Here is a 22,931-nt window from a genome sequence, read left to right as displayed (position 1 = left end):
CAAACAGGCAAGGGGAGGAAAACACGAGAAACATCTTTTTGGAGCAAAACTATTATATCATAAATAATACTGAATTTTCGTTCAAAATAAAAAAGGCCGAGACTCTTTTGTGAGACTCGGACCTTTTCTTGTTTGTTTTTTAATGTCTGGCTTTTTCAAGGGCTGGGAGCAGTTTCGGATTGAGAATTTTGATGTAGGTCCCTTTCATTCCGAGCGAACGGGATTCCACGACACCTGCGCTTTCGAGTTTTCTCAGCGCATTTACAATAACGGAACGCGTGATTCCGACACGATCGGCAATTTTACTTGCAACGAGCAATCCTTCCATTCCATCCAGCTCATTAAAGATGTGTTCTGCCGCTTCCAATTCACTGAAGGAGAGCGAATTGATCGCCAATTGCACGACTGCGCGGCTGCGTGCTTCTTCTTCTACCTGACCGGCACGTTCACGCAAAATTTCCATCCCGACAACGGTTGCTCCATACTCAGCCAAGATCAGGTCTTCTTCTTCAAAACGCGTGTTCAGGCGGGACAGCACCAGCGTACCCAGATGATCCCCACCGCCAATGATCGGCACCAGGGTGGTAAACCCTTCGCGGAACATGTCCTTCATCTCCGTCGGGTAAGCGGTATAAGGGCTGTCCACACCAACGTTGGTCATGGTTTGGTCTACTTCCATGAGAAGTTTGGCATAATCAACCGGGAACTCGCGGTTTTTGAGATATTGTTCCATCCGCTCGTTGGCCAAGTCATGGTTGATCGCCATGCCGAGCAGCTTTCCTTCTGCGCTGACCACATAGATATTGGCGCCGATGATGTCACAGAGAACTTGTGCAACTTCATCGAAGTCAACCAAATGGTGGCCTACATTTTTTTGCAAAATCTTGGAAATGCGACGTGTTTTTGCTAACAGATCCATTGTGTCATTACCTCCAAAGAATCAGATTTGATTGGCTTTTATGTTTATGGGCCGTCTATCAACCCGCCTTTTGCCAGGCGATTGATTTATTTTTACGGGATTGAGGGAAAGCGGTAAACACTTACCTATTATGCGACATTTAAGCAATTAAGCAATTTGGTTTTTGTGAACAATTTTTGACTTTTATACCTATTTTAAATTGTTTTCTTCATTCAGCATCAAAGCGAAGCTGATAATGAAGGCCGCCATAAAATAAGCTCCACCTTCCCATCGAGTAAATCGTCGGGAACGAGTCCAACGCTGCTATACCGACTGTCCCTGCTGGCATAGCGGTGACGGTTGTCACCCATGACAAACACGGTCCCGCGCTTTACCCGGATCGGGCCGAAATTGCCATCTTCGATCGGGCAATCCGTATAAGCCTCATGTACCTTCTTCCCGTTGCGATAAAGCTGCCCGTTTCGAATCTCGATTGTGTCCCCCGGCACACCGATCACCCGTTTGACCAGAAACCGGTGATGGTCGGACGGATCGCGAAAAGTAATCACTTCCCCCACCTTCGGCTGATCCAGTACAAACGCAAAACGATTGACAAGAAGCCGGTCACCATCCTGCAGAGTCGGTTGCATCGAAGTGCCGTTTACAACTGATAACGCTATCCCGTACTGATTGACTGCCCAGGCAAACACGGCTGCATAGATGACCAACATCGTCCATCTATTCAGTCCCTTTACCCGAAACATGCACATTCACTCCATCATCCCGCTTCAGTCTTCAGCATTAGGTACTGATGATACCAAAATGGAGCGAATTCGGGAGAAAATGGTTCCTCCTGCCGCAATACCCGTCCTTCCAGTTCCTGTTTGGCTCTGTTCACACTGTCCACAACCGTTTGGGGATATCCGTAGTGCAAGCGATTCGCTTCAAACTCGTCCCCATCCACCCATTGGTAATGCCAATCAGGCTTGACGATCAAATCCCAATCGTAGTCGATATAGCAGAGCGTTTTTCCCGCTTCGTCCCACCAGTAGGGTGATGCAATGTTGCAGTAATACTCCTTGAGCCGGAACTGGTCGTCATACAAGATAACCGTATGGAACCAATCGCGCTTGGAAAAAAGACAAATTGCCAAACCCGGAAAATCCCATTCAACACCATTTTTTTCTACCACTTTTGCATTGTAGTTGGCAAGTACCAGCGGTTCTCCCGGTTGCAAAATCACCGATTTTTTCCAAGCCCTGTGCATCAAATTCCCGTATTTTAAGCTTTCAATGCGAATCGTATCACCCTTTTTTGGTATCATTTTCCTCACCTCAAGCGCTCTAGTTTCTTTATTTCCAAAAAGAGAAAAAAATAAAACACCTAAAACTCAGAATTTATCATTTAAAGCCTGAGGCGTTGCTCTTGGCCGGGATCAGACAAAAAGCATTCCGGCCGCGACAAGCGCAATCCCGGGATCAAAGTGAATAAAAACAGGTGGGTCGGGACGGGCTGAGTCCCTCGTGGCCGACATGTGCGCGCCCGCAAGCACTCCGGCGCCTCTTCGCGGAAAAAGGATTGACAAACGGCAGCCAATCTGATTATCTTAAAATTCACTTGGTTATTATTTGAAATTAACACGTTTTCATTATAGACTCGCCCGATCCTGATGTCTGCCTTTCCCCACTTTCGTTGATTTAAATGTTTAAATTTCTTCGTAAGCGGGAAAAGGCATGGAGTCGTCTTCTCCATGCCCCCGGTATCAGAAAGTGATCGCAATTTGCTGTCCCATTTCAACCGAACGGGCTTTGGCCCTGAGCACAGCTTTTTTTATCGCTTCATTCAGCTGGTATTGATCCAAAACTTCGAGCCCGGCCATCGTGGTCCCTCCCGGTGAGGTGACTTCACGTCGCAATTCTTCCGCCGCCTTGCCGGTCTTGAGGAGCATTTGCGACGCTCCGAGCAAGGTTTGCACGGTCAATGCACGTGACGTTTCCGGGGAAAGCCCGGCCGAAATCCCCGCCGCCTCCAGGGACTCTGCCAGATAATAAACATAGGCGGGCCCGCTGCCGGACAATCCGGTGACTGCATCCATCAAAGACTCATCAACGACGATAACCGATCCGATACTGCGAAAAATCAGTCGAGCTGTTTCCAGTTGCTCCGGGCTGACGTGGCTCCCCGGACAAATCGCCGTCGCCGACTGACCGACGGCACAAGAGGTATTTGGCATGACACGAATCACCGCCATCTTTCCGGCGACGTGCTGCTCAAGCAGAGAGGTTGAAATGCCTGCCGCCACCGACAACAGCATCTGATCTTCCGAAAAGAGATGGCCCCAGGTCTGCAACACTTCCGGCACATCTTTCGGTTTGACTGCCAAAATCACAATGTCCGATTTCGCTACTGTTTCGATACGTTGCTTCGTTTCGTCCAACCGGTATCTTTCGGTCAGTTCTTTCAACCGTTCCTGATCCTCGCGGTTGATAATCGAGATCTGTTTCCGGCTTACCTCCTTTTGCCGGAGCAATCCTGCCAAAATCGCTTCAGCCATGGAACCTGCCCCGATAAAGCCAATGGTTCGCTCTTGTAACATGGATTTCTACCTCCTTTTGATGACTAAAAAACAAAAACCTCCTTCATCCCAAAGGACGAAAGAGGTTAACTCCCGCGGTACCACCTTTGTTGACGCCATGAAAGCGCCCAGCTCAGCGCGATTTAACATCGCTCAGGATAACGGGTTGGCCCCGATCTGATTTATCATCAGCCGCATCAAAGGATGGGTTCGAGCAGCCAACTGGCAAAACCTCTCAACCTGCGGGTTTCGCTCTCTGTACAGTTGGGGAATGCTCTACTGGTCCTTGTCATCACGTTTCGCTCTCAATTGTTAGTAGTAATTATGTGAAAAAAAACCCCTGATGTCAACAGGGAATAATCAAATCGGCCGGAATTGCTTTATGATTGATTTCTAAGGGAATTCCTTATTTTTCATCCTTTCCTTTGCTTCCGGCACGCAACCATCCGCATTCTCCCCAATATAGCAGCCATTCACAAAAACTTCGGCAGATTCCTTTAAACCATCATCTAAAATAATGATTTATTTTTTAACACGAACCGTTCGCCATCTAAATCTGTTCCGGCTTTTCCGCCTTATGCTTACCAGTCAATCCAACAAAAAAAATAAGCCGTTCAAATAATTTTAATTTGAAAGCGTATTCAAAGTGTAGTATTCTTAACATAAAACAGATACCCTTTTATGTGGGAAGACATTTATCTTCCTCTCCCCTCCTGAAAGGATTTGGACACAAAAAAAATCTGCCGTACTTCAGGCAGATTAAAAACAGACAAAACCATAGGCAAAAAACAAAAACAACGATCAACCAGTACATCGCTGACTGACAAACAGCTCTTTTTCCAAACGGGTGGAACAAGTATTGCTGTAACCGAGATATTGGTAAAAGGGGAGCAATTTTTCCGTACCCTTGTCTACCGTGATCCAAATCCTTTTTACCCCTTTTTGCAAAAAACGATACTCCAATTCACGCACTAATGCAGTACCGACCCTTTGTTTCTGGAAGTTCGGGTCAACAGCGAGACAATAGAAGAATCCCGTGTGTTTGTCAATTGTTCCCACAATGGCTCCGATCACCCGTTGATCCGGTGCTTCGGCCACAATAACCAGATCCCGGTCGTAAGCTAACTGTTCATACAAAACCCGAAGCGTTTCCCTTTCCTTCTGATGGGAAGCTGTCATCTGCCAGATTCTTAAAACGTCATGTACATCTGCCAGTTGAAAAGAGCGTAGGCGCATAACCTGATTCTCCTCCATTGGGGAAGTATCACATACCTTGGCTTTTCTATTTTACCTCAAGTTTCATTTTTATTTCAATCTGCGAAAACCATCCTGCTTAATTAGAAAATCCCGATTTTACCTGCTCACCCATATTCCACAACCAGGGAATAAAGATAAAAATGGCAAATCCTTGTAAAAAGGAAACATGAAAACCCATCCATCGAAAACTGACAACTCCGGCCAGCACCACCGTCCAAACCAGCAGCGACCACCAGCTGAGGAACGGAGAAAATTCCCTGGTGCGGAACATCACCGCGGTGTAAATTAACCCCCCGATCGCCCAGCACGTGGGTCCAAATACACCGACCATCCGGATCAATAACGAGTCCCATTCCTCCAGATGCCGGATCAGATTCAGCGTCGGCATCTGCAAAAAAAGATGAACCATGAGAGGAAACAGAAGCATCTGCACCAGATGGTAAAGCAGAAAGACCGCCCCTCCGATCAGTTGAATCAACCAGGCCCATTGCAAAATGATGCGAAACCGGTCATTTAAGGCAAATAACAAAATCGTATAGATGGCCAAAAATGAGAGCACGGCCAGAAACGAACTCACCCAGGCGAGCATGACCCATTTTTCATGTTCCAGAAAATAAACGGATCTCGACAACCAAGGCTGTTTCGCCATCTGCAGTAAAACAAATAAAATCAGCAGAACGGACACGAAATGCAGGCAAGCTGAACCTTTGAACACCCAAGAAAACCATGGCTTTCTGACACCGTGTGGCGGCGCTGTTTTCATCTGTCGGTCTCCTTCCGTTTCGATCCTGCCCGACATTCCACTGGCAAAACGATGCAAAGATTAAAGATTACAGATAAAATTTTCTCCCTATTCCCATTTTATCCTAAACCACACCAATTTAACCCATTTATGACCGCCCGCATGAACAAAAACGGAACGTGAAGAGAACCGGAGAACCCTGAATCCAACAAAATCTGCCACACGGAAGGACGAACAATCGGACTCAGGGAAAACGGGGCAGGAAACCGCCTTTTACACGATGGGGCTCGGACAGCGATCTCCGGCCAGAAGGATCGCCTTCTTCAGCGCCAATGCCTTGTCCATCGATTCCTGATATTCCAGCTGTTCATCAGAATCGGCCACTATGCCCCCGCCGACATGAAAAAAGGCCTTTCCCTCCCGGACAATGATCGTGCGGATGACCATGCTGAGATCAAAGCCGCCGCGAACATCCAAATAACCCAAACCGCCGGAATAGATGCCGCGGGCCACCGGCTCCAAATCATGCAAAATCTCCATCGCCCGAATTTTCGGGGCTCCGGTCATGGAACCTCCGGGAAAAGCTGCCCGAATTGCCTCAAGCGCCGGAACGTCCGGCTTCAGCCTCCCCTCAACGACCGTCACCAACTGATGGACGGTAGCATAAGATTCCACTTTCAACAGTTCCGATACGCGGACACTGCCAGTTTCGCATACCTTTCCCAGATCATTGCGCACCAAATCAACAATCATGACATTTTCCGCACGGTCCTTCTCATTTGATTTCAAGTCCAAGACGAGCGCATCATCTTCTTCCGCACTCCTTCCCCGCGGCCTCGTTCCCTTGATCGGTCTGCTCTCCAGCCTCCGCCCTTCCAGCTTCAAAAACCGTTCAGGGGAAGTAGAGAGGACAAAGAGATCGCCAAACCGCAGATAGGCGGAAAAAGGAGCGGGATTGATCCGGCGCAATATCCGGTACAGATCAAAGGGATGACCGGAAAAATCAGCGGAAAGCTGGTGGGTGAAACACGCCTGATAGATATTGCCCGCAGCGATTTCCCCGAGGATTCTCCTGATTTTGCGGCAGTAGGAATCATACGATTCCACTTGGGCAAACGGCGTACTCCCCTCCGCAGGAGAAATGTCGGGTTCGGGAAGCGGTGTATCAGATGCCCGTTTTACGGCGGACAGCCACTGCTCCAGATCTTTTTCCCCGTCACTGTCGTTGACCCGTTTGCTCAAATATGATTTTCCTTCCAGCTGATCGTAAATGAGAACCTGGTCGGCAAACATCCACCATGACACCGGAGCCTGGGTGGGATCCTCCGGGAGATCGGGAAGTTTCTCAATAAACCGGTTCATTTCATAACCAAAATAGCCGACCAACCCCCCGATGAACGGAAAAGGCTTGCCGGTTCCTGCGGGCGTTTGATGCTCATCCAGCAACTTTTGAATCGCTTGAAAAGGGTCCCCTGTGTCAGCTTGCACGGTGTTTTGGTGAATCCATTCGATTTTCCCTGACTGCACCCGAACCAAAAAAGAGGGATTGGCCCCCATAAAGGAGTACCGGCTCAGTCCCGGTGCCAGACGATTTCCGTCGAGCCAAAATGCATAGGGTTCATCCCGGTAGAGATGGGCAAAGACGTGTTCCGGGCGAACCTTGAAAGGAATTTCACGTATGATCCATTTCATTGCAACAACGTCCTTCTTTTGCAAAAATGCATGATCTTTTTCTTTTTATCCAATACTTTTTTTGAGGTGATGGATTGTGTATACTGGCCGAAACCTTGAAGAATTGAGCATGACACCCTTAACAGACTGGAATCTGGATGAACTTTCGTACCACCACTTTATTATGGCGCAAATGTCTCCTTACTTAAACCAGCAAGGCGCCAGCTTGCACCGTCAGGTCATAAAAGAGATCGAAAACAGGGGCAATCAGACATGGAACAGCCAAACGCCGAATATTTATGACCATTTTTAAAGGGATGGCAAGCTGAATGCATGAGGAACGCGGTTTTCCGGTCATCGCCTGCGCAAAAAATCCCCCTCCGGTGATCCGGGTGTTTCATTGAACACCGGGACAACCAAGGGGGATTTGCTTTTACTGACTGGTTGTCGTTTTGGGCAATTGCGCATTTGGTTTTGTCGGATCAACCGTGATCGTGCTGAACGATTCAGGTGCTTTCTCAACTTTGCGCGACTGAACCTTGGCTCCCGGGCTGGTATATACATTGACCGTAAGATGGGAACCGGAAATTTTAATTTTCAGCAGAACCGGTTTGTTCAAATTGTTTTTAAAGCGGAAATCAGGTCCTCCCCAGGAGACGGTGGCATCCCGTCCTTTCGGCACATAAGTCACCTCGGCGCTGTGGTGTTGAATCGCCGTGACCTTTAGTCCCGCTTCATCGACACTGTTGTAGAGCGTGGAGGAAACCTGGCAGATGCCGCCGCCAATCCCTTCCGTAAACTCCCCTTTGACGATCACGTGCGCCGGTTTATACCCCCGGGCAGCCGTCCGCTCTCCGACGACTTTATTGAAGGAAAAACGCTCTCCTGGCAAAAGTACAAGATTATTGATTCGGGCCGAAGCCAGTTTGATGTTGGTGGTACGGTTTACGTTCCCCGGATCAAACTTGGTGGTGTAACTGCCGATCATCTTTTTGTTCACTTCACGCAGGTCTGCCGAGGAAACTTTCGGCGCAACCGAAATGGTGGGAATTTGCGTCGGCTTGTTGATATAGGGGCGAAGGTCTTTCAACCACGTTTTCACGGTCTTCACATCCATCACTCGGCCTTCTTCCCCGCGAATGATCGGATTTCCCCATTTATTGTGCTTAAATCTGGCGTTTTTCGGTTCGATTTTCACTTGATCCCTGACACTGTCCAGCCATTTTGCCAGCTTTTCCTGATTGATCGTCGATAAATCTTTCCCGTCATAACCGATACTGAGCAGATCTAGCTCAAATTTTTTATCATCCAAATATAATTGCAACTTAGCCGGTTTCGGCTGTTCTTTCACAGCAGCCGGGACGTCCGCCTTGACTTTGCTGGAATCAAACGCATATGCGCCAAAACCGAACAAACCGGCCACGGTCATCGAGGCGACCAGAGTGGCAATGAGGATTTTCTTTGGTTTTGGAGTGCTGTGAACCTCTCTTTTGATTGCGGAAAAGATTCCCGTATCCTCCTTGGCGGACTCTGGCCGGGGATTTGCCGGTTTCTGCACTTCCACCTGCACCGGCTCAGGATGATGATCCGCGCTGGCGGGTACGTCGACATCGCTGCTGTTGGCGTTTTCATTCTTCGACAGGGGGCCGTCTTTTTCGCTTGAACCGAAATCCCATCGGGACGAAAGCGGAAAATCCGCCGGTTTATCAGGATGCGCCTGTTCCGGTTCTGTTGATGTCTTTTCACTCCGCTCTTCTTCATGCCTCACTTCCGTGCCCGGTTCCGGTGAAGCTGGTGACTCCCCCGCCCCCTTTATTTCTTTCCGTTCGTCCCTTTCCTCGGACAAAGGCTGTTCGGGTTCGCGCTTTTTTTTGTCTTCCACCCGCTCTCTCTCCTCTGCAAGTATTCTCTTTTTAAGGAAATCAACTGAATCAAAGGACCAAACAAAAATTAAACGGATTCTGGCAACCTAAACGGCCTGGGGCTCCGGACTGATTCGTTTCCTCACGTATTTAGACCAACAGCATAAAGAAAATGTTTCGATTCAAACAGAAAACCATTTATTCGTCTTCAGGCATGTTGTCTGCATGTTCATGTGAACCAACCACATTCCTGATCTCCTTCGTTGGATGAAGTTTTTTGCGTCTCAAGCTCTTGCCTGATCTGCGTCATAATTGCAAGGCTTTATGGTAAACATTGGCTAACGTTATTTCCCCAATCGTTTCCTTTGTCACCCATTTCCAGTTCTCCGGAACCTCCCAACCGGTATCGGGCGTCTCCACTGTCATCACGGTGACTTTCCAGTGGCGATGGCTGAAGATGTGTTCAAATTGCCCCTTTATCATAAATTTCGTCGCAGGGATTTGTTTTTGGTCACAAAATTCCAAAATGGACTCCATTTCTTTTTGATCTGACCATCCGATGGTTGGCAATCCCCAAAGACCGGCCAACAGCCCCTGATCCGGCCTTTTTTCGACAAGAAAGTGCATCCCGCAGGTGATCAAGAGAATGGCCACCTCTTCCTCTGTCGGCGGTTTGGCCTTCTTTTTCCGCGGCAATTCTTCTTCCATTCCGAGACGGTATGCATCACATACCGAGAGAACAGGGCAGAATAAACATTGTGGCGAAGTCGGAGAACAGATTAATGCTCCCAATTCCATCAGAGCCTGGTTGAAATCCCCCGGAGCCTCATCCGGAATCAATGTTTCCGCCAATCGTTCCATCTTTTTCCGTGTGGACACCTTTGCAATATCGTCCGTAAGCGCAAAAAGGCGTGAAAAAACCCGCATTACGTTTCCATCGACCGCCGGGGCTTTCTTGTCGTATGCGATGCTTAAAATCGCTCCGGCTGTATAGGGACCGATTCCTTTCAGTTTGGAGATGCGCTCAAGATCATCCGGAACCTTTCCCCCGTAATTTGCGACAACTTCCTTAACGGCAGCATGCAAATTTCTGGCCCGGGAGTAATAACCGAGCCCTTCCCACGCTTTCAGCACCTGTTCTTCCGGTGCCTCGGCCAACGCCTCAAGGGTGGGAAATTGCTCCATAAACCGCTCAAAATAAGGAACGACGGTATCTACGCGCGTCTGTTGCAGCATGATTTCCGAAACCCAAGTCTTGTAAGGGTTTTTCTCTTTTCTCCACGGCAGATCACGCCGGTTGCGCCGATACCAGTCAAGAAGCGACCGTCGAATTTCCGCCACCACTTCCTCGCTGAGCAGGCAATCCATTTCTTCTTCCATTTTCGCTTTTGACAATGATGAAGCCTCCTTCTTTCAAAACCGTGATGAGAGGAAGTGCGCAACAGTATACAGATCCTTATAACCATCATACACAACCTTCATGTTCATGAAAGTGTACGATTTTTAACATTCCGCCTCAAATAGCTAAATCCGGTAAACTTACTAATGCAGTTCCTGTAAGAGTGAACATAAGGAAGACGGTTACCATGGAATGTTCACTTCTTGATCTGTTTTTTCACGGTAAAGGGAACCGCTTTTGTAATATAATTTTGTTAGATTTTTTAAGGTAAAATGGTGAAAAGGGGGATGGCATATGGATACGGCCACTCATTTGGTTATGGGAATCGGACTTTTTGGCTTGGCGCATCTTGACCCGGCCGTCGCATCAGACACGGAAACGGCGCAAGCCGTGCTGTTAAGTACAGTAATCGGTTCGGAAATCCCCGATATCGATACGCTTTACCGCTTTCGGGGAAACGCGCTCTATATACGGAAACACCGTGGTTTCAGCCATTCCCTTCCCATGTTGATCATATGGCCGCTCCTTCTGACAGCCGGCATTTCGCTTTTATTCCCCGGAGCCATTGCACATTGTCTGCTGTGGTCCTTTTTGGCCGTTTTTATCCATATTTTTATTGATATCTTTAATACATATGGAACGCAGGCGCTGAGACCGTTCTCTCATAAGTGGCTGTCGTGGAATACCTTGAACATTTTTGATCCTTTTATTTTCACCCTCCATCTGATCAGTTTCGGTCTCTGGCGGATCATGCCTGACCGGCCGGTGCCCATTTATACAATGCTTTATCTTATCCTCATCGCCTACATCGCTTGGCGCAGCATTGTTCATTTCCGACTGACGGAAAGGGTCAAACGGGAAGTGAGCCTGCCCGGGCGGTATACCGTTACCCCCACCGTCCGCTGGAACGTGTGGAATGTGATCGTTGAAACCAAGGAAAAGGTCAAGGTGGGAGAAATCCGCAATGGCTGCCTTGCCTGGACAGGAGAAATGAAAACGGAAGACCTGAACCACCCGGCCGCCCTGCAATCGAAAAAGGCGGACTCCATTGAGGCGTTTCTGTCCTTCACTTCTTACGGATATCCCCAGGTGATGAAGCGCCCTTACGGCTATGAAGTGAGATGGCTGGACGTTCGCTATCACTACAAAAAACATTTTCCCTTTGTGGCGGTCGCCTTACTTGACCAACACTACAATATTTTTTACTCTTTTGTGGGGTGGATGAACGAGGAGCAATTGGAGAAAAAAGTAAAGCATTTGTCCTGAAAAGTTTCAACGCTTCGTCATGGTGGAGGTGATTGAACGGTGAATTTGTCGCAACCGGATGCGCTGAATACGAAATGGGAGCAAGTCGGACAAGTAGCAACCGAAACAAAAACCCTCATAACCAGAATCATTGAAGACCCTTTCTCTTACATCATCCTCCCGGTAGCACAAATCGCCTTAATCGTGCTGATCGCGATCACCGGGGTTCGTTTTTTTGACCGGGTTATCGATAAAATTTTTGAATTCAGCCGGATCGGAACCAAAAAAGCACATACTCTGCGCAAACTGATCAAGTCGATTGCCCACTATACGATCTATTTCATTGCCGTACTGACCATCATGGTCAATCTGGGTTTTGATCCCCTTCCTGTGCTAGCCGGTGCCGGTATTTTAGGCCTGGCCATCGGATTTGGGGCGCAAAATCTCGTTCGGGACATCATCACCGGCTTTTTTTTGATTTTCGAGAGCCAATTGGAAGTCGGCGACATCGTGCAGATCAACGGGCAAATTGAAGGAACCGTGGAAGAAGTCGGACTGCGAATCACGAAAATCCGCGAGTTCAATCAGCGCCTTCATTATATCGCCAATGGCAATATCAAACAGGTAACCAACTACAATCGCGAAAAGATGCGGGCGATCGTAAGGGTCACCGTTCCATACGAATCCGATCTCACGATGGTGAACCATGCGCTGGAAGAAGTATGTAAAAGCATTGGAAAAAAATATGCCCCTTATTTAATCGAAGAACCAAAAATTATGGGTATTACCCGGATTGATCAAAATGGTGCGGAATTTACCATCACCGCCTTGTGCGATCCGGAGGAATATTGGGGACTGGAGCGGGAAATGCGCAAAGAGGCTGTTTTGCTTCTGCATAAAAACGGCGTTCAGATCGCTTATCCGCGCAGTATTGTCTATCATGCGGAAAACTTCCCCGATCTGGTCAAAGACATGGTAAAGCAGCAATAGTTGCCCACTCCCATGAGCAAAGGCAGGGGATTTCCGGGTCGTCCGCAGGGACGATGACGTGATCGATTTTGCCGGCTTATGGTCCTTCACCATGTTCTTGAACGCAAGTCTCCCAAACAATCCCGGCAAAGTTTTTCAGCCCGGGTTCGGGCTTGCGGGAGTGGGAAAACATCCCCTCCCCCGCCTGACGCTCACTCTTACCCCCATCGCTGAAGCCGGGGTTGGTTCTCTCGCTCACAAAGATAAAAAAGCAGGCAGGGTGATCCCCTCCTGCTTTTTTCTGTGAAGATGCATCGCTGTCAGGTCGCAGTTCCCCCTGCGTTTCCAATGGTCTGTCTGGAGTCCGCGGGACATGCCACAGTCTCCACGCCGGGCAGTGCTGCCCAGTTTTTTATTACATCATCGTTTGCCATGCGGTTGCCAGTACGGCGGTCACTGCTGCGGCAACAATAATCCACAACAACGTTCCTTTCAGATCGCGAACGAGAATGCCTTGTGCATCGACGCTGGCTACTCTTTTTGCCTTCGCTTTTTTCCGTGCCACTGCGCGTTCTCTCCTTCGTTTGCAAAAAATTGCTGCTCTGCCTATGATCATACCACATTTGGCGCAGATCATGCGATTTCGGGTTTTTTCTGTCCCCCCCAAGCCGTCTCAGAATACGAATTGCGGGTCGGTGAAAAGACACAAATATATGCTCTTTTTTGCTCATCCAAGGGTGTCCCAGAGATAAAAAGTCGCATAGCTGCGATAAGGGGCCCATTTTTCCCCGATTCTTCTCACTTCGCTCTCATCGGGTCTGGCCGGCAATCCGTAAAGTCGGCCGACTGCATTGCGCAAGCCAATATCCGCTGCCGGAAGCAAATCGGGACGGCGCAAACCAAACATCAGCAGGCATTCTGCGGTCCAGCGCCCGATTCCCCTGAGTGCGGTCAGTTTTTTCATCACTTCATCGTCGGGAAGTCCGGTCAATGTCTCAAGATCCAGCTTCCCTTCGGCGATGAGACGGGAGAGATCGATGATATACTCCGCTTTCCGCTGGTTGAACTGGAGATGCCGGAGATCTTCATAACGGAGGCACGCCACCTGTTCCGCAGCCGGAAATACCTTCCATGTTTCTCCGGCAAATTGGCCCGTATCTCCGGCCAGCTGAATGAATCGCTCAATTAAAGTGCCGGCAAAGGAAAGATTCAGTTGCTGACTGATGATCGTTTTAACCAGACACTCGTACAAACTGGCATCCAAAACCAGATGCATTCCGATTCTTTGCTCAATCACCGGCCACAAAACAGGATCTTGCCTCATCTGCTCATAAAATGGAGTTAAATCGACATCAGTACCAAACATATGGGCAATTCGTCCTTTCAACTCCTCTTCCTCTTCCGGATCGGCTTCTCCGAAAATCTCGGCAATCAGTCCGGGGCGTTCCGAATCTTCAGCCACAGAAAGCAGCAAGGGGCCTTTCCTGCCTCGGATCGTTCGCCAAAAAGCGCCTTCACGATAAACATAGATGCTCTTCTCAAAAGATTTCAGCCGCTTTGTCGTATGGGCAAATGAATAAGGATAACGCAATGGGAGATGTATTCTCATCCTCTTTCCCTCCAGTTTCTCTCCTTATTGAAAAACGATCTTGACCAGCCGGCGCAAAATCCGGGGAGAAAGTCTCATCAAAATCAGCGAGGAATGAGCCGGCCCTTTCAGCCGTTCGCTGCACAGGAAGAAAAAAGATGCTTTCGCACCCCGGCCTGCAACAAAAGTTTACAGAAAAAAGAGAGCCAACTTTTTTGGCTCCCAGCGTGCGAGACCCGAAACAGGAGTCCGTCGGTCTTGGCGTTTTTCTTGACTCCCGGTTCCTTTCGTCACAAAGGTCGCTGCAGAAAAACACCCATCCCCTCCTATTGGATTTTATCAGGGTCAGAGCCAATCCTTTTTGGCTCCTATTGAATGATCTCTACTTTGACATGTTTTTTGACCCCGAATTGCCTTGCCACGTGCACATCATTCATAAAAACATCGATCCGCTTCCCTTTGATCGCTGATCCGGTATCCTGGGCAACCCGGTAACCGATCCCCTCGATGTAGACCCGCGAACCGATCGGGATGAAACGGGGATCAACCGCAATCGTCACACCTTCCTCGGCCCGCTCGCCGCTCGAAGTGATTCCAAAACCGGGATCTCCCGGCTTTTTGCCCGTCGATTCCGGGCCGGCCGTATAAGCGGTTAAGGTAAATTCACCGAGAGCCTGGCCGCGGGGCAGATCAGGAAAGGACGAAACCAGAACAGCGGACGGACTGCTCTCCTCCGCTTCCATCGCCGGAATCGATTTTTGTAAAATCTTCAAAATCTGTCCAACCCGAATCAAAGATGGGTTGGTAAGATGATTTATATCGCTTATTTTTTCAACCGTGGTGCCGTACTTGCGTGCCAGTTCGTAAACGGTATCCCCTTTTTTGACAGTAACATAAATCATATCTGCCTGCCCGTCTGCGGCCAAAGCCGTGCCGGAACAGCAGGAAAGGAGCATACAGAACAGGAAGACGCCGATCCAACATCGTTTCCATAGCATGCGATGCAAGTTACCACCTCTATTTCCAAATTACTAGAGTTGGTAACAGCTTTGTCCGAAAAAGGCCAGTTTATACCAGTCGAAAAAAATAGATTCGCATCCCGGAAAGGATCATTTGCGCGACTAGGCCCTTTTCCGGTACAACTCCACTCGCTGGTGAATATAGTTTTTCACATTAAACAAAATGGCGGAAATCGAATTTTTATGGAGGATGACCGGCTTCGATCCTTTTTGCCCTTCTTTTTGTTGCTCACTCCACTCGGGCTTGCTCGTGCATCTCCGCTCATATTGGGCATGGATCATGATCACACTTAACATAAACATAAGTCCGACCTGAGGTGCGATGATGGGGTAATCATACATTCCGTGACCCAACAGGGCAATCGTCTGTGAGATCAACATCCCGGCCAGGCGCTTTTCCTCCTTCCGGTTGGCAGCTTTCCTCCAGCGGCGCGCCCGGCGAATGGTCATATAGATGAGCGCCAGGAACAAAGCCAGCCCGATAATACCGTATTCACTGGCAATCCCGAGAAAAATGTTATGAGCATGATAGATATAAAAGCCTGCCTTCTTGGCAAAAATCTGGCCAAAATGGAGCGGCAAAACCCCCAGCAGCCAGTGTTCCCTGAAAATCTGCAAGGCTACCGTCCATACTTCCAAACGTACGCGGATCGTGCTCCCCAATGTATCCTGGCGGGGAATGATCTCCGGAAAACAATATGCCAGCAAAATAATGGCCAGTGTGATGGTGACAGTTCGCTTCCGATGCCCCGTCATCCACAATTGCACGATCAAGCCGATGACCAGACCGACCCAGGCACCGCGCGATCCCGTACACCAAATGGCGACACAATAAAGCATAAACACGCAAAAAGCGGCGACTTTTTGCCAGGCTTTCTGTAAAACGGACGAGGCATAAATGCTCATCAAGGCAAAACAAATTAATAAAGCTGCGGTCAAGTTGGAGTTTCCCGTCGTTCCCACACTTCGGACCGACCACTCCGATTGCCAGCGAAATTCATTGTAAAAATGCAAAATCGGACCGAGCGGAGAATGATTGAGCACCGGCCAATCCAGCTGCTGGATGAACACAATCAGGGCCACAAACAAACCGCCAAGCCAAAACTGCAAATACATGGTCTGCACTTCCTGCCAGGACCATTTCACCTTATGCCGGATCCAGATGCTGAGCAAATAATAAAGCGCGAACATCGCCATGGGAATCACGCCGATCGGAATCCCGTAAATCCAGGAAGGATCGACCAGCCAGCTGACTAAAGATAAAATAATAAAGCTTAAAAAAATCTTTTCCGGCCATCGGTTGAACATCCACTTTTCCCTGACAGTAAATAACGTCGCCAATGCCGTCATGAGAAGGGCGACCGGCGGCAGAAACGGAGAGAGAAGAATAGACAAATATAATAGCTGAGTGAGCCGCTTTATCGCTAAACGGTTAAGTTCCTTCAAAAGAATAAACTCCTTTTTTGCAGTTTCCATATACAGGTAAACCTGCACCATTTTTCACATAAAATGCCAATAGAGCCAGGAAAAAGGACCCCTTCTTCAAGATGAAATAAACTTCACCGAAATCAGGAAAAAAACTTGCCATTATTGTAAACAAAAACCCTCTACTTATTCCCGGTAAAAGGGCAAATCCCCTTTATTCAGCAAAATTTCTATTAACATTCTATTTGCACACTCTTTATTTCCTTTTTTTAACCAACCAAAACCACTAAGGCTCACAAAAGAAAAGGCAGGGCATGCTTGGATGGAACCAATCCATTCCCCACCTTACCGTCAGTTGTAAACAAAATGCTTTCATGCCTGAGAATATTATCTTCAAACGTTTGCCGTTCAAAAGATCGTTAATGATGCGATTGCTCTCCGTTCAGGGCAACGCTTCTGTCTCTCCGTCAATTAAAAACGTGGAGATCCTGACTCGCTTCTCCTAATATACCGAATGGACCCATTCTGGTCAACAACAGGTGATAATAACTATCATTCTCATTGACGATAATCACATATTCACATAAAATGATAGACGATCAACCAGATGAAAACTGTTTCCAGACCAATGGAGGGATTCTTTTGTCAACGGTGCTGAAAGCCGAGGATCTCACGTTATCCTACGGCAGCCAGATGATTATCGAAGAACTGCAGTTGCAGATCCCCAAAGGAAAAATCACTGTTCTCGCCGGGAGCAACGGCTGTGGAAAATCGACCCTGCTGCGGTCATTAGCCCGGCTGTTAAAGCCCCGGGCCGGCCAAATTTTGTTAAATGGTAAAAAAATTAACAAGCTCCCCACCCGGGAAGTTGCCAAGCAGTTGGCCATCCTCCCTCAGGGGCCGGAATCTCCCGAAGGATTGACCGTATTTCAGCTAGTCAAACAGGGGCGCTATCCGTACCAAACGTGGACCAGCCAGTGGTCCGAGGAAGACGAAAGAAAAGTCCGCTGGGCCTTGCAAACAACGAAGATGGAAAAGTGGGAACACCATCCTGTTGATGCATTGTCCGGCGGACAGAGACAACGGGCCTGGATCGCAATGACGCTGGCCCAAGATACGGAAGTCATTCTGCTGGACGAACCGACAACCTATTTGGATTTGACGCATCAAATCGAGATTCTCGATCTGTTGTATGAATTAAATGCGAATCAAGGGCGAACGATTGTGATGATTTTACATGATCTGAATCTGGCCTGCCGTTATGCCCACCAGATCATCGCCATCAAGGACGGGCAAATTTATGACCAGGGCCCGCCGGAACAAATCATCACTGAGCAGATGGTGGAAGATGTGTTCAGGCTGAAAGCGACCATCGCGACCGATCCGGTCTACGGCACACCCCTCCTGATCCCTTACACCAAAGGCCGGGAAATCCACCCCAAACCGGTTCAGAGGGTTCCATGACCGCAATCCTCCCGAACCTCCATCGCAATGATCTCCACCCTATCGCTTCTGTGCCGGAACGAGAATATGCTTGTCCTTTACCGACATCAGCCCTTCATTCGTCAACCGGAGCTGCGGCAGATGGGTCGCAGACAGGAATAACAGGGAGTAGAGCGGATCGAGATGGGTAAAGCCATGATAGCTCAGACGCCGCGCAAACGGCTCCAGCTTTGCGATTAACTGATCGAGCGAATCGTGATTCATCGTGCCCAGGAGAGGCAGAGGCAAGGAGAAAACTTCCTCATCCGCCTGGATCCAATAAATCCCTCCCCCGGACTGAAGCACCCGGTTTACAGCCCGGGCCATCGCCTCCGGAGAACGCCCCAGCACCACGATTCCCTGTGCGGAGCCCGTATAGCTGGATGCCAACCCGTCTATTCCACGCCCAAAGCCGCGCACCAATCCGGGTGTGATCCATTTCCCCGCGCGGTCGGCCAAAAAAGCATACAGGAGGTCATCATCTGGGGAAAGCATCCCGCCGTCCGAAAACTGAACCTCCTCCTGTAAACTTTTCGTGATCACGGAATTGATCAGATGCATCACCGGAAAAGAATCTCCGTCTTTCACGGGAAGACGAAAATCAGTCTCCGCATAACGGACATCCGACGGAGGCGTAATGATGGTGGAAAAATCTTCCTCTCCTGAAAACGGATGCAAACATTTTCCCTCGCGCGCCAAAATCTCCCCGTCGGCCAGCACAAGTACGGGGCACGGCTCGGTCAGCGAGGAAAGGACGTTTATATTGGCCAGCCGTCCGGGAGCAATTCCACCCAGGTGATCATCCAACCGGTAATAAACGGCCGGGTTGATGGTAACCATCTGGTACGCGTGAACAGGGGAACATCCGCAATCAAGGGCCGTCCGGATCAAATAATCGGTAAAGCCGTTTTTGAAGTAAAGAGGGGTCGCTCCATCCGTCGTCATCGTTAAACGGTGCCACGGCACATCCTTTTCCTTCAGCAATCCTTCCAGCAATACAGGGAGATCCGGCCGGATCGAACTGTGTCTCAGCGTGACAAAATACCCGAGTTGCAATCTGCGCCAAACCTCATCAAAACTGATGCTTTCATGGTCACCGCTCACTCCCGCCGCCGCCAGCCGCGCCAAAGTCCGGTAGGATGCCCCCGGTGCGTGTGCTTCCACCCGTTTCCCCAAATTTTTGGTCTGGCGGACCAATTGCTTCATCGACGGGTCCCCGGCGAGCAATGGTATCCAATCCGTCAGTTCGCCCGCTTGCAGCACCCGCGGATGCTCCAGCACCTCTCTGACACGCGGGACAGAAAAAAGATCATCCTGCGGCAAATAGGTCTGCCCGTCCAGCCGCGCCCACCAAAAGAGACGCACTTTTAACCGCGCCAAGTCGTCCATCCAACGGATAACCTGCTGAGGAGTGCATGAGACAAAAAAGTCCAGATTATCCGAGATCAGCGTCGTCGTACCGAGCGCTCCCACTTTTTCCGCCAATGTGACTGGATTATGGAGCTGAAACGGATGGGCATGCGGTTCGATATAGCCTGGCACCAACACTTGTCCGCTTGCATCGAGCACCGGAACATCATCCTCCAGGCGCAAACCGCTTTGCTTCAGCTCACCCACATAGGCGATGCGGCGGCCGGCCAGCGCCACATCCTGGCGCAAAAGCTGCCCGGTATACACATTCAACACTTCACCGCCGCGAATTAGCAACGTCGGCGCTTTTCTCCCCATCGCCACCTCAATCAGCAAATCATGCTCTTCTCTAGTCATATGCACGCCCAATATTACTTCCTCCTTCACCATTAATTACTCCCGTATAACGCTTTCCCATTGCAGCAAATAATAAGTCCGACAGCAGAGATGTTGTTTTCATCGGAACTTCCACCATCGTGAAATGCATACCTGTTCCGGCAGAGGGAAAGGAGTGAAAAAAATGCAGAAAAACATCGGAACATTGGATGCGCTCCTGCGCATCACTTGCGGCCTTGTCGGTTTGGCTTGGTGTACTTCCAAAGGCCGGCGCAATTTTCCATTCCTGATCGCCCTGGCCTCCGCCATGAAAGTCGCCGAAGGGTTGACCCGTTATTGCCCGGTGCTGGCGCTGTTTGGCAAAAACACACTGGGCAACAAAGGCAATATGTAACCGGTAAAACGACATCAGGCACAGCAATCAAAGTTCTTGACAGCGGCGATGGATACGTCACCCCTCCCCCTTCATTTTACACACAAAGGGGAAGGGGAGAACCATGCTATGAATTGCAAATAGAAATATAAAAATGCAAAAACAAATCCCTTGCCTATATTCAGACTTTTTTGTATAATAGTTTCCAAGATCAATATATTGGGTATATAGTAAGCGAGTGACCTCTCTGGTTGTGGCAGCGCTTTCAAACCTGTCGTACCTGACCGATTTGATGCTCCTGACAAATCAGTTATGCACGATTTTTGAAATCGTTTCTCATTAACGGTTGATTAAATGCCGATGATCGCTTAGAATCATGCTTAGAAATTTACTTAATCAGATAAATCGAACATTCGTCGCTGCACACAACCGTAAATCACATGATCCGGCAGAATTTGACACAAAAAATATGAAGGTTGTTCAACTTTGACCAAGCAGGTTGATTCGACAAAAAACGAATTTTACCAAAGTTGCATACAAATTTCGTCATTTTTTATCAAAAAAAGAAGGACAATTTGTAACCTGGCGTCGAAAAAGAGTTATAAACATTTTATCAATTAGTGGGTGGCAATTAAAGCACAACATGGTAGAATATGAATACAGACAAGCGAACATACGATCGGTTTTTTTGAAGATTAAAACCGTTTAGGAGAGTGAGTGCAATGTCCCTTAGCGATATGGAAAAAGAAACTGTGATCCAGTTTGATGAGTCAACCAATCTCGCCACCGTCTACACCGCTAGCTGGACTGTCGCCCGTTCCCTGAAAAAAGCAGGATACCAACCAGTGAAAAAAACGCAAGGTGGTTGGTGGTTTAAAATCCCGGTTGACGGAATCAGCATTCAAGGGGAAAAAGAGACGACCAAAATCGGCTGAACCGGATCCCCCCTGTTAAATCGATAACCAAAAACGACGAGCCATTGCCACGGCTCGTTTTTTATTTCGCATCAAAAAACCGCCGACCTGTTCAGCCGGCAGTTTCCCCGTTTTCACTCTTCAGACGGTAGCCTTGTCCGCGATATCCGTCCGGTAATGCATCTCCTTAAAAGAAACTTCTTCGATTCTCCGATACACTTTTTCCCGCGCTTCGTCAATGCTCTCACCCAGAGCCGCCACACCGAGAACGCGCCCTCCGTTTGTCACAATCTGTCCGTTTTCGCGTTTGGTTCCGGAATGAAAGACGATCGTCTCCCCGCTTTCCTGTCCGCTGATTCCGGCAATCGGATTTCCCTTTTCATATGTCCCCGGATATCCCCCTGCGGCCAGAATGACGCAAACGGACGCCTGATCACTCCATTGAAGGCTTATATCCGCCAAGTGACCGTCGATGACCGCCATCAGAACATCAACGAGGTCGGTCTGAAGCCGGGGCAGAACCGCCTGTGTCTCAGGGTCGCCGAAGCGGGCGTTAAACTCAATCACTTTCGGGCCTTCGTCGGTCAGCATTAATCCGGCGTACAAAACTCCTTTATATTCGATTCCTTCCTTGCGAAGAGCTTGAGCCATCGGCTCCAAAATCGTTTCCACAGCTTGCTCCACCATACGGGGCGGAATTTGCGGAACGGGCGAATAAGCCCCCATTCCCCCGGTATTCGGCCCTTGGTTGCCGTTGTACACCGGTTTGTGGTCTTGGGCCACGACCATCGGTTTAACCACAGTGCCATCCATAAACGCCATCAGGGAAAATTCAGGTCCGCTTAAGTATTCTTCGATGACCACTTCATTCCCGGCATCGCCAAACACTTTTTTCTCCATGGCGTCTTCAATCGCCTGCTCTGCTTCTTCCACGGTACGGGCAACCACAACCCCTTTTCCAGCGGCCAAACCGTCCGCTTTTACAACAATCGGGGCTCCTTGCTGCCGAACGTAGCGTTTCGCCTCATGCGGATCAGTAAACGAACGGAAGGAAGCGGTCGGAATCCGGTATTTTTCCATGATTTCCTTGGCAAACCGCTTGCTTCCTTCCAAATTGGCCGCTTCCCGCTTCGGGCCGAAAATCGCGAGCCCCTCTGCCTGAAAACGATCGACAATCCCCTGCAAAAGCGGCGCCTCCGGTCCGACCACAGTCAGATTGACGTTCTTTTCTTTGGCGAACTGTACAAGCCGATCCACATCAGTCGCCTCAATCGGCACACATTCCGCCTGGGCAGCAATTCCACCGTTTCCGGGCGCACAATAAATTTTGCTCACTTTTGCACTTTGTGCCAATTTCCACACCAGCGCATGCTCTCTCCCTCCGCTGCCGATCACCAGAATTTTCACGGCTTGTCCCCTCCTAAAACCCATTCGTCTTTTTCCGGCAAAAACATCGCCCCACACGGACGATGTTATCGGATCAACAGGCTGAGTCCGAACAGACCGATCGTAACCAAAATGCAGATAAACGACCAATCTTCGCGATAAAAAAATTTTGTACGGCTCCGGTAAGCCGACTTGGTCGTAAGCACACCTCCGACCACCAGAGCCGCCAGGAAAAAGACGCCTCCTGCCGTGCGCAGCCCGCTTCTCCACGTCAGCAGATCAGCGCCGCCGAGCTCGTAGGAGACGATGCCCGTCACTGTCAGAGAAACAAAAAACCACAGAAGTGACCAAGCGAGAACTCGCATAGAACCCCCTCCATC

At 49.2% G+C, this 22,931-nt stretch carries 22 protein-coding genes; 6 read left to right on the top strand and 16 right to left on the bottom strand.

Annotation, left to right across the window (positions count from 1 at the left end; translation table 11 throughout):
• Positions 1 to 139 precede the first annotated feature (139 nt).
• The 7 genes from codY to pabB form a co-directional block, all read right to left on the bottom strand.
• Positions 140 to 919 carry a GTP-sensing pleiotropic transcriptional regulator CodY gene (gene codY / locus I8U17_RS11110; protein WP_033101342.1) on the bottom strand — a complete coding sequence of 260 codons (780 nt, stop codon included), beginning with the start codon at positions 917 to 919 and terminating at the stop codon, positions 140 to 142.
• A gap of 218 nt (positions 920 to 1,137) precedes the next feature.
• Positions 1,138 to 1,662: a signal peptidase I gene (lepB, locus tag I8U17_RS11105; protein WP_052154267.1), complete on the bottom strand. Its 525-nt coding sequence runs from the start codon at positions 1,660 to 1,662 to the stop codon at positions 1,138 to 1,140.
• 14 nt (positions 1,663 to 1,676) lie between these two features.
• A complete protein-coding gene (locus I8U17_RS11100) occupies positions 1,677 to 2,222 on the bottom strand; it encodes a DUF402 domain-containing protein (RefSeq protein ID WP_198056425.1) in 546 nt (181 codons plus the stop codon).
• Positions 2,223 to 2,660: 438 nt separating this feature from the next.
• Positions 2,661 to 3,494, bottom strand: a complete 834-nt coding sequence (gene proC / locus I8U17_RS11095) for a pyrroline-5-carboxylate reductase (protein WP_198059399.1) — start codon at positions 3,492 to 3,494, stop codon at positions 2,661 to 2,663.
• Positions 3,495 to 4,274: 780 nt separating this feature from the next.
• The gene (locus I8U17_RS11090) at positions 4,275 to 4,709 is read right to left on the bottom strand and encodes a GNAT family N-acetyltransferase (protein ID WP_033101345.1); all 435 of its coding nucleotides are present in this window, start codon (positions 4,707 to 4,709) and stop codon (positions 4,275 to 4,277) included.
• A 97-nt stretch (positions 4,710 to 4,806) separates the two neighbouring features.
• Positions 4,807 to 5,493, bottom strand: a complete 687-nt coding sequence (locus tag I8U17_RS11085) for a hypothetical protein (RefSeq protein ID WP_033101346.1) — start codon at positions 5,491 to 5,493, stop codon at positions 4,807 to 4,809.
• A 252-nt stretch (positions 5,494 to 5,745) separates the two neighbouring features.
• On the bottom strand, positions 5,746 to 7,164 hold the full coding sequence (gene pabB, locus I8U17_RS11080; protein WP_033101347.1) for an aminodeoxychorismate synthase component I: 1,419 nt from the start codon (positions 7,162 to 7,164) through the stop codon (positions 5,746 to 5,748).
• 109 nt (positions 7,165 to 7,273) lie between these two features.
• Here pabB and I8U17_RS11075 point away from each other — a divergent pair, with 109 nt between their 5' ends.
• Positions 7,274 to 7,456 (top strand): hypothetical protein, encoded by a 183-nt coding sequence (locus tag I8U17_RS11075; protein ID WP_220185011.1) that lies wholly within the window; start codon positions 7,274 to 7,276, stop codon positions 7,454 to 7,456.
• 120 nt (positions 7,457 to 7,576) lie between these two features.
• Here I8U17_RS11075 and I8U17_RS18790 read toward each other — a convergent pair whose 3' ends face one another.
• Together I8U17_RS18790 and mutY are read right to left on the bottom strand one after the other, a co-directional pair.
• On the bottom strand, positions 7,577 to 9,025 hold the full coding sequence (locus I8U17_RS18790; RefSeq protein ID WP_198059398.1) for a VanW family protein: 1,449 nt from the start codon (positions 9,023 to 9,025) through the stop codon (positions 7,577 to 7,579).
• Positions 9,026 to 9,311: 286 nt separating this feature from the next.
• Positions 9,312 to 10,400 (bottom strand): A/G-specific adenine glycosylase, encoded by a 1,089-nt coding sequence (gene mutY, locus I8U17_RS11065; RefSeq protein ID WP_232331040.1) that lies wholly within the window; start codon positions 10,398 to 10,400, stop codon positions 9,312 to 9,314.
• 298 nt (positions 10,401 to 10,698) lie between these two features.
• Here mutY and I8U17_RS11060 point away from each other — a divergent pair, with 298 nt between their 5' ends.
• Together I8U17_RS11060 and I8U17_RS11055 are read left to right on the top strand one after the other, a co-directional pair.
• On the top strand, positions 10,699 to 11,670 hold the full coding sequence (locus I8U17_RS11060; RefSeq protein ID WP_033101348.1) for a metal-dependent hydrolase: 972 nt from the start codon (positions 10,699 to 10,701) through the stop codon (positions 11,668 to 11,670).
• Between the two features lie 39 nt (positions 11,671 to 11,709).
• A complete protein-coding gene (locus I8U17_RS11055) occupies positions 11,710 to 12,639 on the top strand; it encodes a mechanosensitive ion channel family protein (RefSeq protein ID WP_052154270.1) in 930 nt (309 codons plus the stop codon).
• A gap of 394 nt (positions 12,640 to 13,033) precedes the next feature.
• Here I8U17_RS11055 and I8U17_RS11050 read toward each other — a convergent pair whose 3' ends face one another.
• The 4 genes from I8U17_RS11050 to I8U17_RS11035 form a co-directional block, all read right to left on the bottom strand.
• Positions 13,034 to 13,183, bottom strand: a complete 150-nt coding sequence (locus I8U17_RS11050) for a hypothetical protein (RefSeq protein WP_160173864.1) — start codon at positions 13,181 to 13,183, stop codon at positions 13,034 to 13,036.
• Between the two features lie 162 nt (positions 13,184 to 13,345).
• Positions 13,346 to 14,227 carry a DNA-3-methyladenine glycosylase family protein gene (locus I8U17_RS11045; RefSeq protein ID WP_033101350.1) on the bottom strand — a complete coding sequence of 294 codons (882 nt, stop codon included), beginning with the start codon at positions 14,225 to 14,227 and terminating at the stop codon, positions 13,346 to 13,348.
• Between the two features lie 347 nt (positions 14,228 to 14,574).
• Positions 14,575 to 15,204: a 3D domain-containing protein gene (locus I8U17_RS11040; protein WP_198059397.1), complete on the bottom strand. Its 630-nt coding sequence runs from the start codon at positions 15,202 to 15,204 to the stop codon at positions 14,575 to 14,577.
• A gap of 123 nt (positions 15,205 to 15,327) precedes the next feature.
• Entirely contained in the window at positions 15,328 to 16,671 is a 1,344-nt protein-coding gene (locus I8U17_RS11035; RefSeq protein ID WP_198059396.1) for an O-antigen ligase family protein, read from the bottom strand.
• Positions 16,672 to 17,343: 672 nt separating this feature from the next.
• Here I8U17_RS11035 and I8U17_RS11030 point away from each other — a divergent pair.
• The gene (locus I8U17_RS11030) at positions 17,344 to 18,114 is read left to right on the top strand and encodes an ABC transporter ATP-binding protein (RefSeq protein WP_052154278.1); all 771 of its coding nucleotides are present in this window, start codon (positions 17,344 to 17,346) and stop codon (positions 18,112 to 18,114) included.
• Positions 18,115 to 18,153: 39 nt separating this feature from the next.
• Here I8U17_RS11030 and I8U17_RS11025 read toward each other — a convergent pair whose 3' ends face one another.
• On the bottom strand, positions 18,154 to 19,929 hold the full coding sequence (locus I8U17_RS11025) for an adenine deaminase C-terminal domain-containing protein (protein ID WP_198056429.1): 1,776 nt from the start codon (positions 19,927 to 19,929) through the stop codon (positions 18,154 to 18,156).
• A 133-nt stretch (positions 19,930 to 20,062) separates the two neighbouring features.
• On the opposite strand from I8U17_RS11025, the gene I8U17_RS11020 reads away from it, so the two are divergent.
• Together I8U17_RS11020 and I8U17_RS11015 are read left to right on the top strand one after the other, a co-directional pair.
• Positions 20,063 to 20,272 carry a YgaP family membrane protein gene (locus I8U17_RS11020; protein WP_033101352.1) on the top strand — a complete coding sequence of 70 codons (210 nt, stop codon included), beginning with the start codon at positions 20,063 to 20,065 and terminating at the stop codon, positions 20,270 to 20,272.
• Between the two features lie 701 nt (positions 20,273 to 20,973).
• Entirely contained in the window at positions 20,974 to 21,186 is a 213-nt protein-coding gene (locus I8U17_RS11015) for a hypothetical protein (RefSeq protein ID WP_033101353.1), read from the top strand.
• A 120-nt stretch (positions 21,187 to 21,306) separates the two neighbouring features.
• On the opposite strand, the gene purD is transcribed toward I8U17_RS11015, so the two are convergent.
• Together purD and I8U17_RS11005 are read right to left on the bottom strand one after the other, a co-directional pair.
• Positions 21,307 to 22,572: a phosphoribosylamine--glycine ligase gene (purD, locus tag I8U17_RS11010; protein WP_198059395.1), complete on the bottom strand. Its 1,266-nt coding sequence runs from the start codon at positions 22,570 to 22,572 to the stop codon at positions 21,307 to 21,309.
• Positions 22,573 to 22,637: 65 nt separating this feature from the next.
• Positions 22,638 to 22,916 (bottom strand): hypothetical protein, encoded by a 279-nt coding sequence (locus I8U17_RS11005; RefSeq protein ID WP_033101355.1) that lies wholly within the window; start codon positions 22,914 to 22,916, stop codon positions 22,638 to 22,640.
• Positions 22,917 to 22,931 lie beyond the last annotated feature (15 nt).

This window comes from Thermoactinomyces sp. CICC 10521, from assembly GCF_016055135.1.
Lineage (GTDB): Bacteria > Bacillota > Bacilli > Thermoactinomycetales > Thermoactinomycetaceae > Thermoactinomyces_A > Thermoactinomyces_A daqus.
The sequence above is the reverse complement of the archived record's forward strand: the minus strand, read 5'-3'. Positions and strand labels throughout refer to the sequence as shown.

What these genes read in the sequence shown, in the direction of transcription:
- lepB (WP_052154267.1), bottom strand. Translation starts at nt 1,662, where the DNA reads ATGTTTCGGGTAAAGGGACTGAATAGATGGACGATGTTGGTCATCTAT.
- I8U17_RS11060 (WP_033101348.1), top strand. Translation starts at nt 10,699, where the DNA reads ATGGATACGGCCACTCATTTGGTTATGGGAATCGGACTTTTTGGCTTG.
- pabB (WP_033101347.1), bottom strand. Translation starts at nt 7,164, where the DNA reads ATGAAATGGATCATACGTGAAATTCCTTTCAAGGTTCGCCCGGAACAC.
- I8U17_RS11045 (WP_033101350.1), bottom strand. Translation starts at nt 14,227, where the DNA reads ATGAGAATACATCTCCCATTGCGTTATCCTTATTCATTTGCCCATACG.
- I8U17_RS11040 (WP_198059397.1), bottom strand. Translation starts at nt 15,204, where the DNA reads ATGCTATGGAAACGATGTTGGATCGGCGTCTTCCTGTTCTGTATGCTC.
- I8U17_RS11005 (WP_033101355.1), bottom strand. Translation starts at nt 22,916, where the DNA reads ATGCGAGTTCTCGCTTGGTCACTTCTGTGGTTTTTTGTTTCTCTGACA.
- I8U17_RS11030 (WP_052154278.1), top strand. Translation starts at nt 17,344, where the DNA reads ATGATTATCGAAGAACTGCAGTTGCAGATCCCCAAAGGAAAAATCACT.
- I8U17_RS11090 (WP_033101345.1), bottom strand. Translation starts at nt 4,709, where the DNA reads ATGCGCCTACGCTCTTTTCAACTGGCAGATGTACATGACGTTTTAAGA.
- I8U17_RS11085 (WP_033101346.1), bottom strand. Translation starts at nt 5,493, where the DNA reads ATGAAAACAGCGCCGCCACACGGTGTCAGAAAGCCATGGTTTTCTTGG.
- I8U17_RS11075 (WP_220185011.1), top strand. Translation starts at nt 7,274, where the DNA reads ATGACACCCTTAACAGACTGGAATCTGGATGAACTTTCGTACCACCAC.
- I8U17_RS11020 (WP_033101352.1), top strand. Translation starts at nt 20,063, where the DNA reads ATGCAGAAAAACATCGGAACATTGGATGCGCTCCTGCGCATCACTTGC.
- I8U17_RS11100 (WP_198056425.1), bottom strand. Translation starts at nt 2,222, where the DNA reads ATGATACCAAAAAAGGGTGATACGATTCGCATTGAAAGCTTAAAATAC.
- I8U17_RS11015 (WP_033101353.1), top strand. Translation starts at nt 20,974, where the DNA reads ATGTCCCTTAGCGATATGGAAAAAGAAACTGTGATCCAGTTTGATGAG.
- proC (WP_198059399.1), bottom strand. Translation starts at nt 3,494, where the DNA reads ATGTTACAAGAGCGAACCATTGGCTTTATCGGGGCAGGTTCCATGGCT.
- codY (WP_033101342.1), bottom strand. Translation starts at nt 919, where the DNA reads ATGGATCTGTTAGCAAAAACACGTCGCATTTCCAAGATTTTGCAAAAA.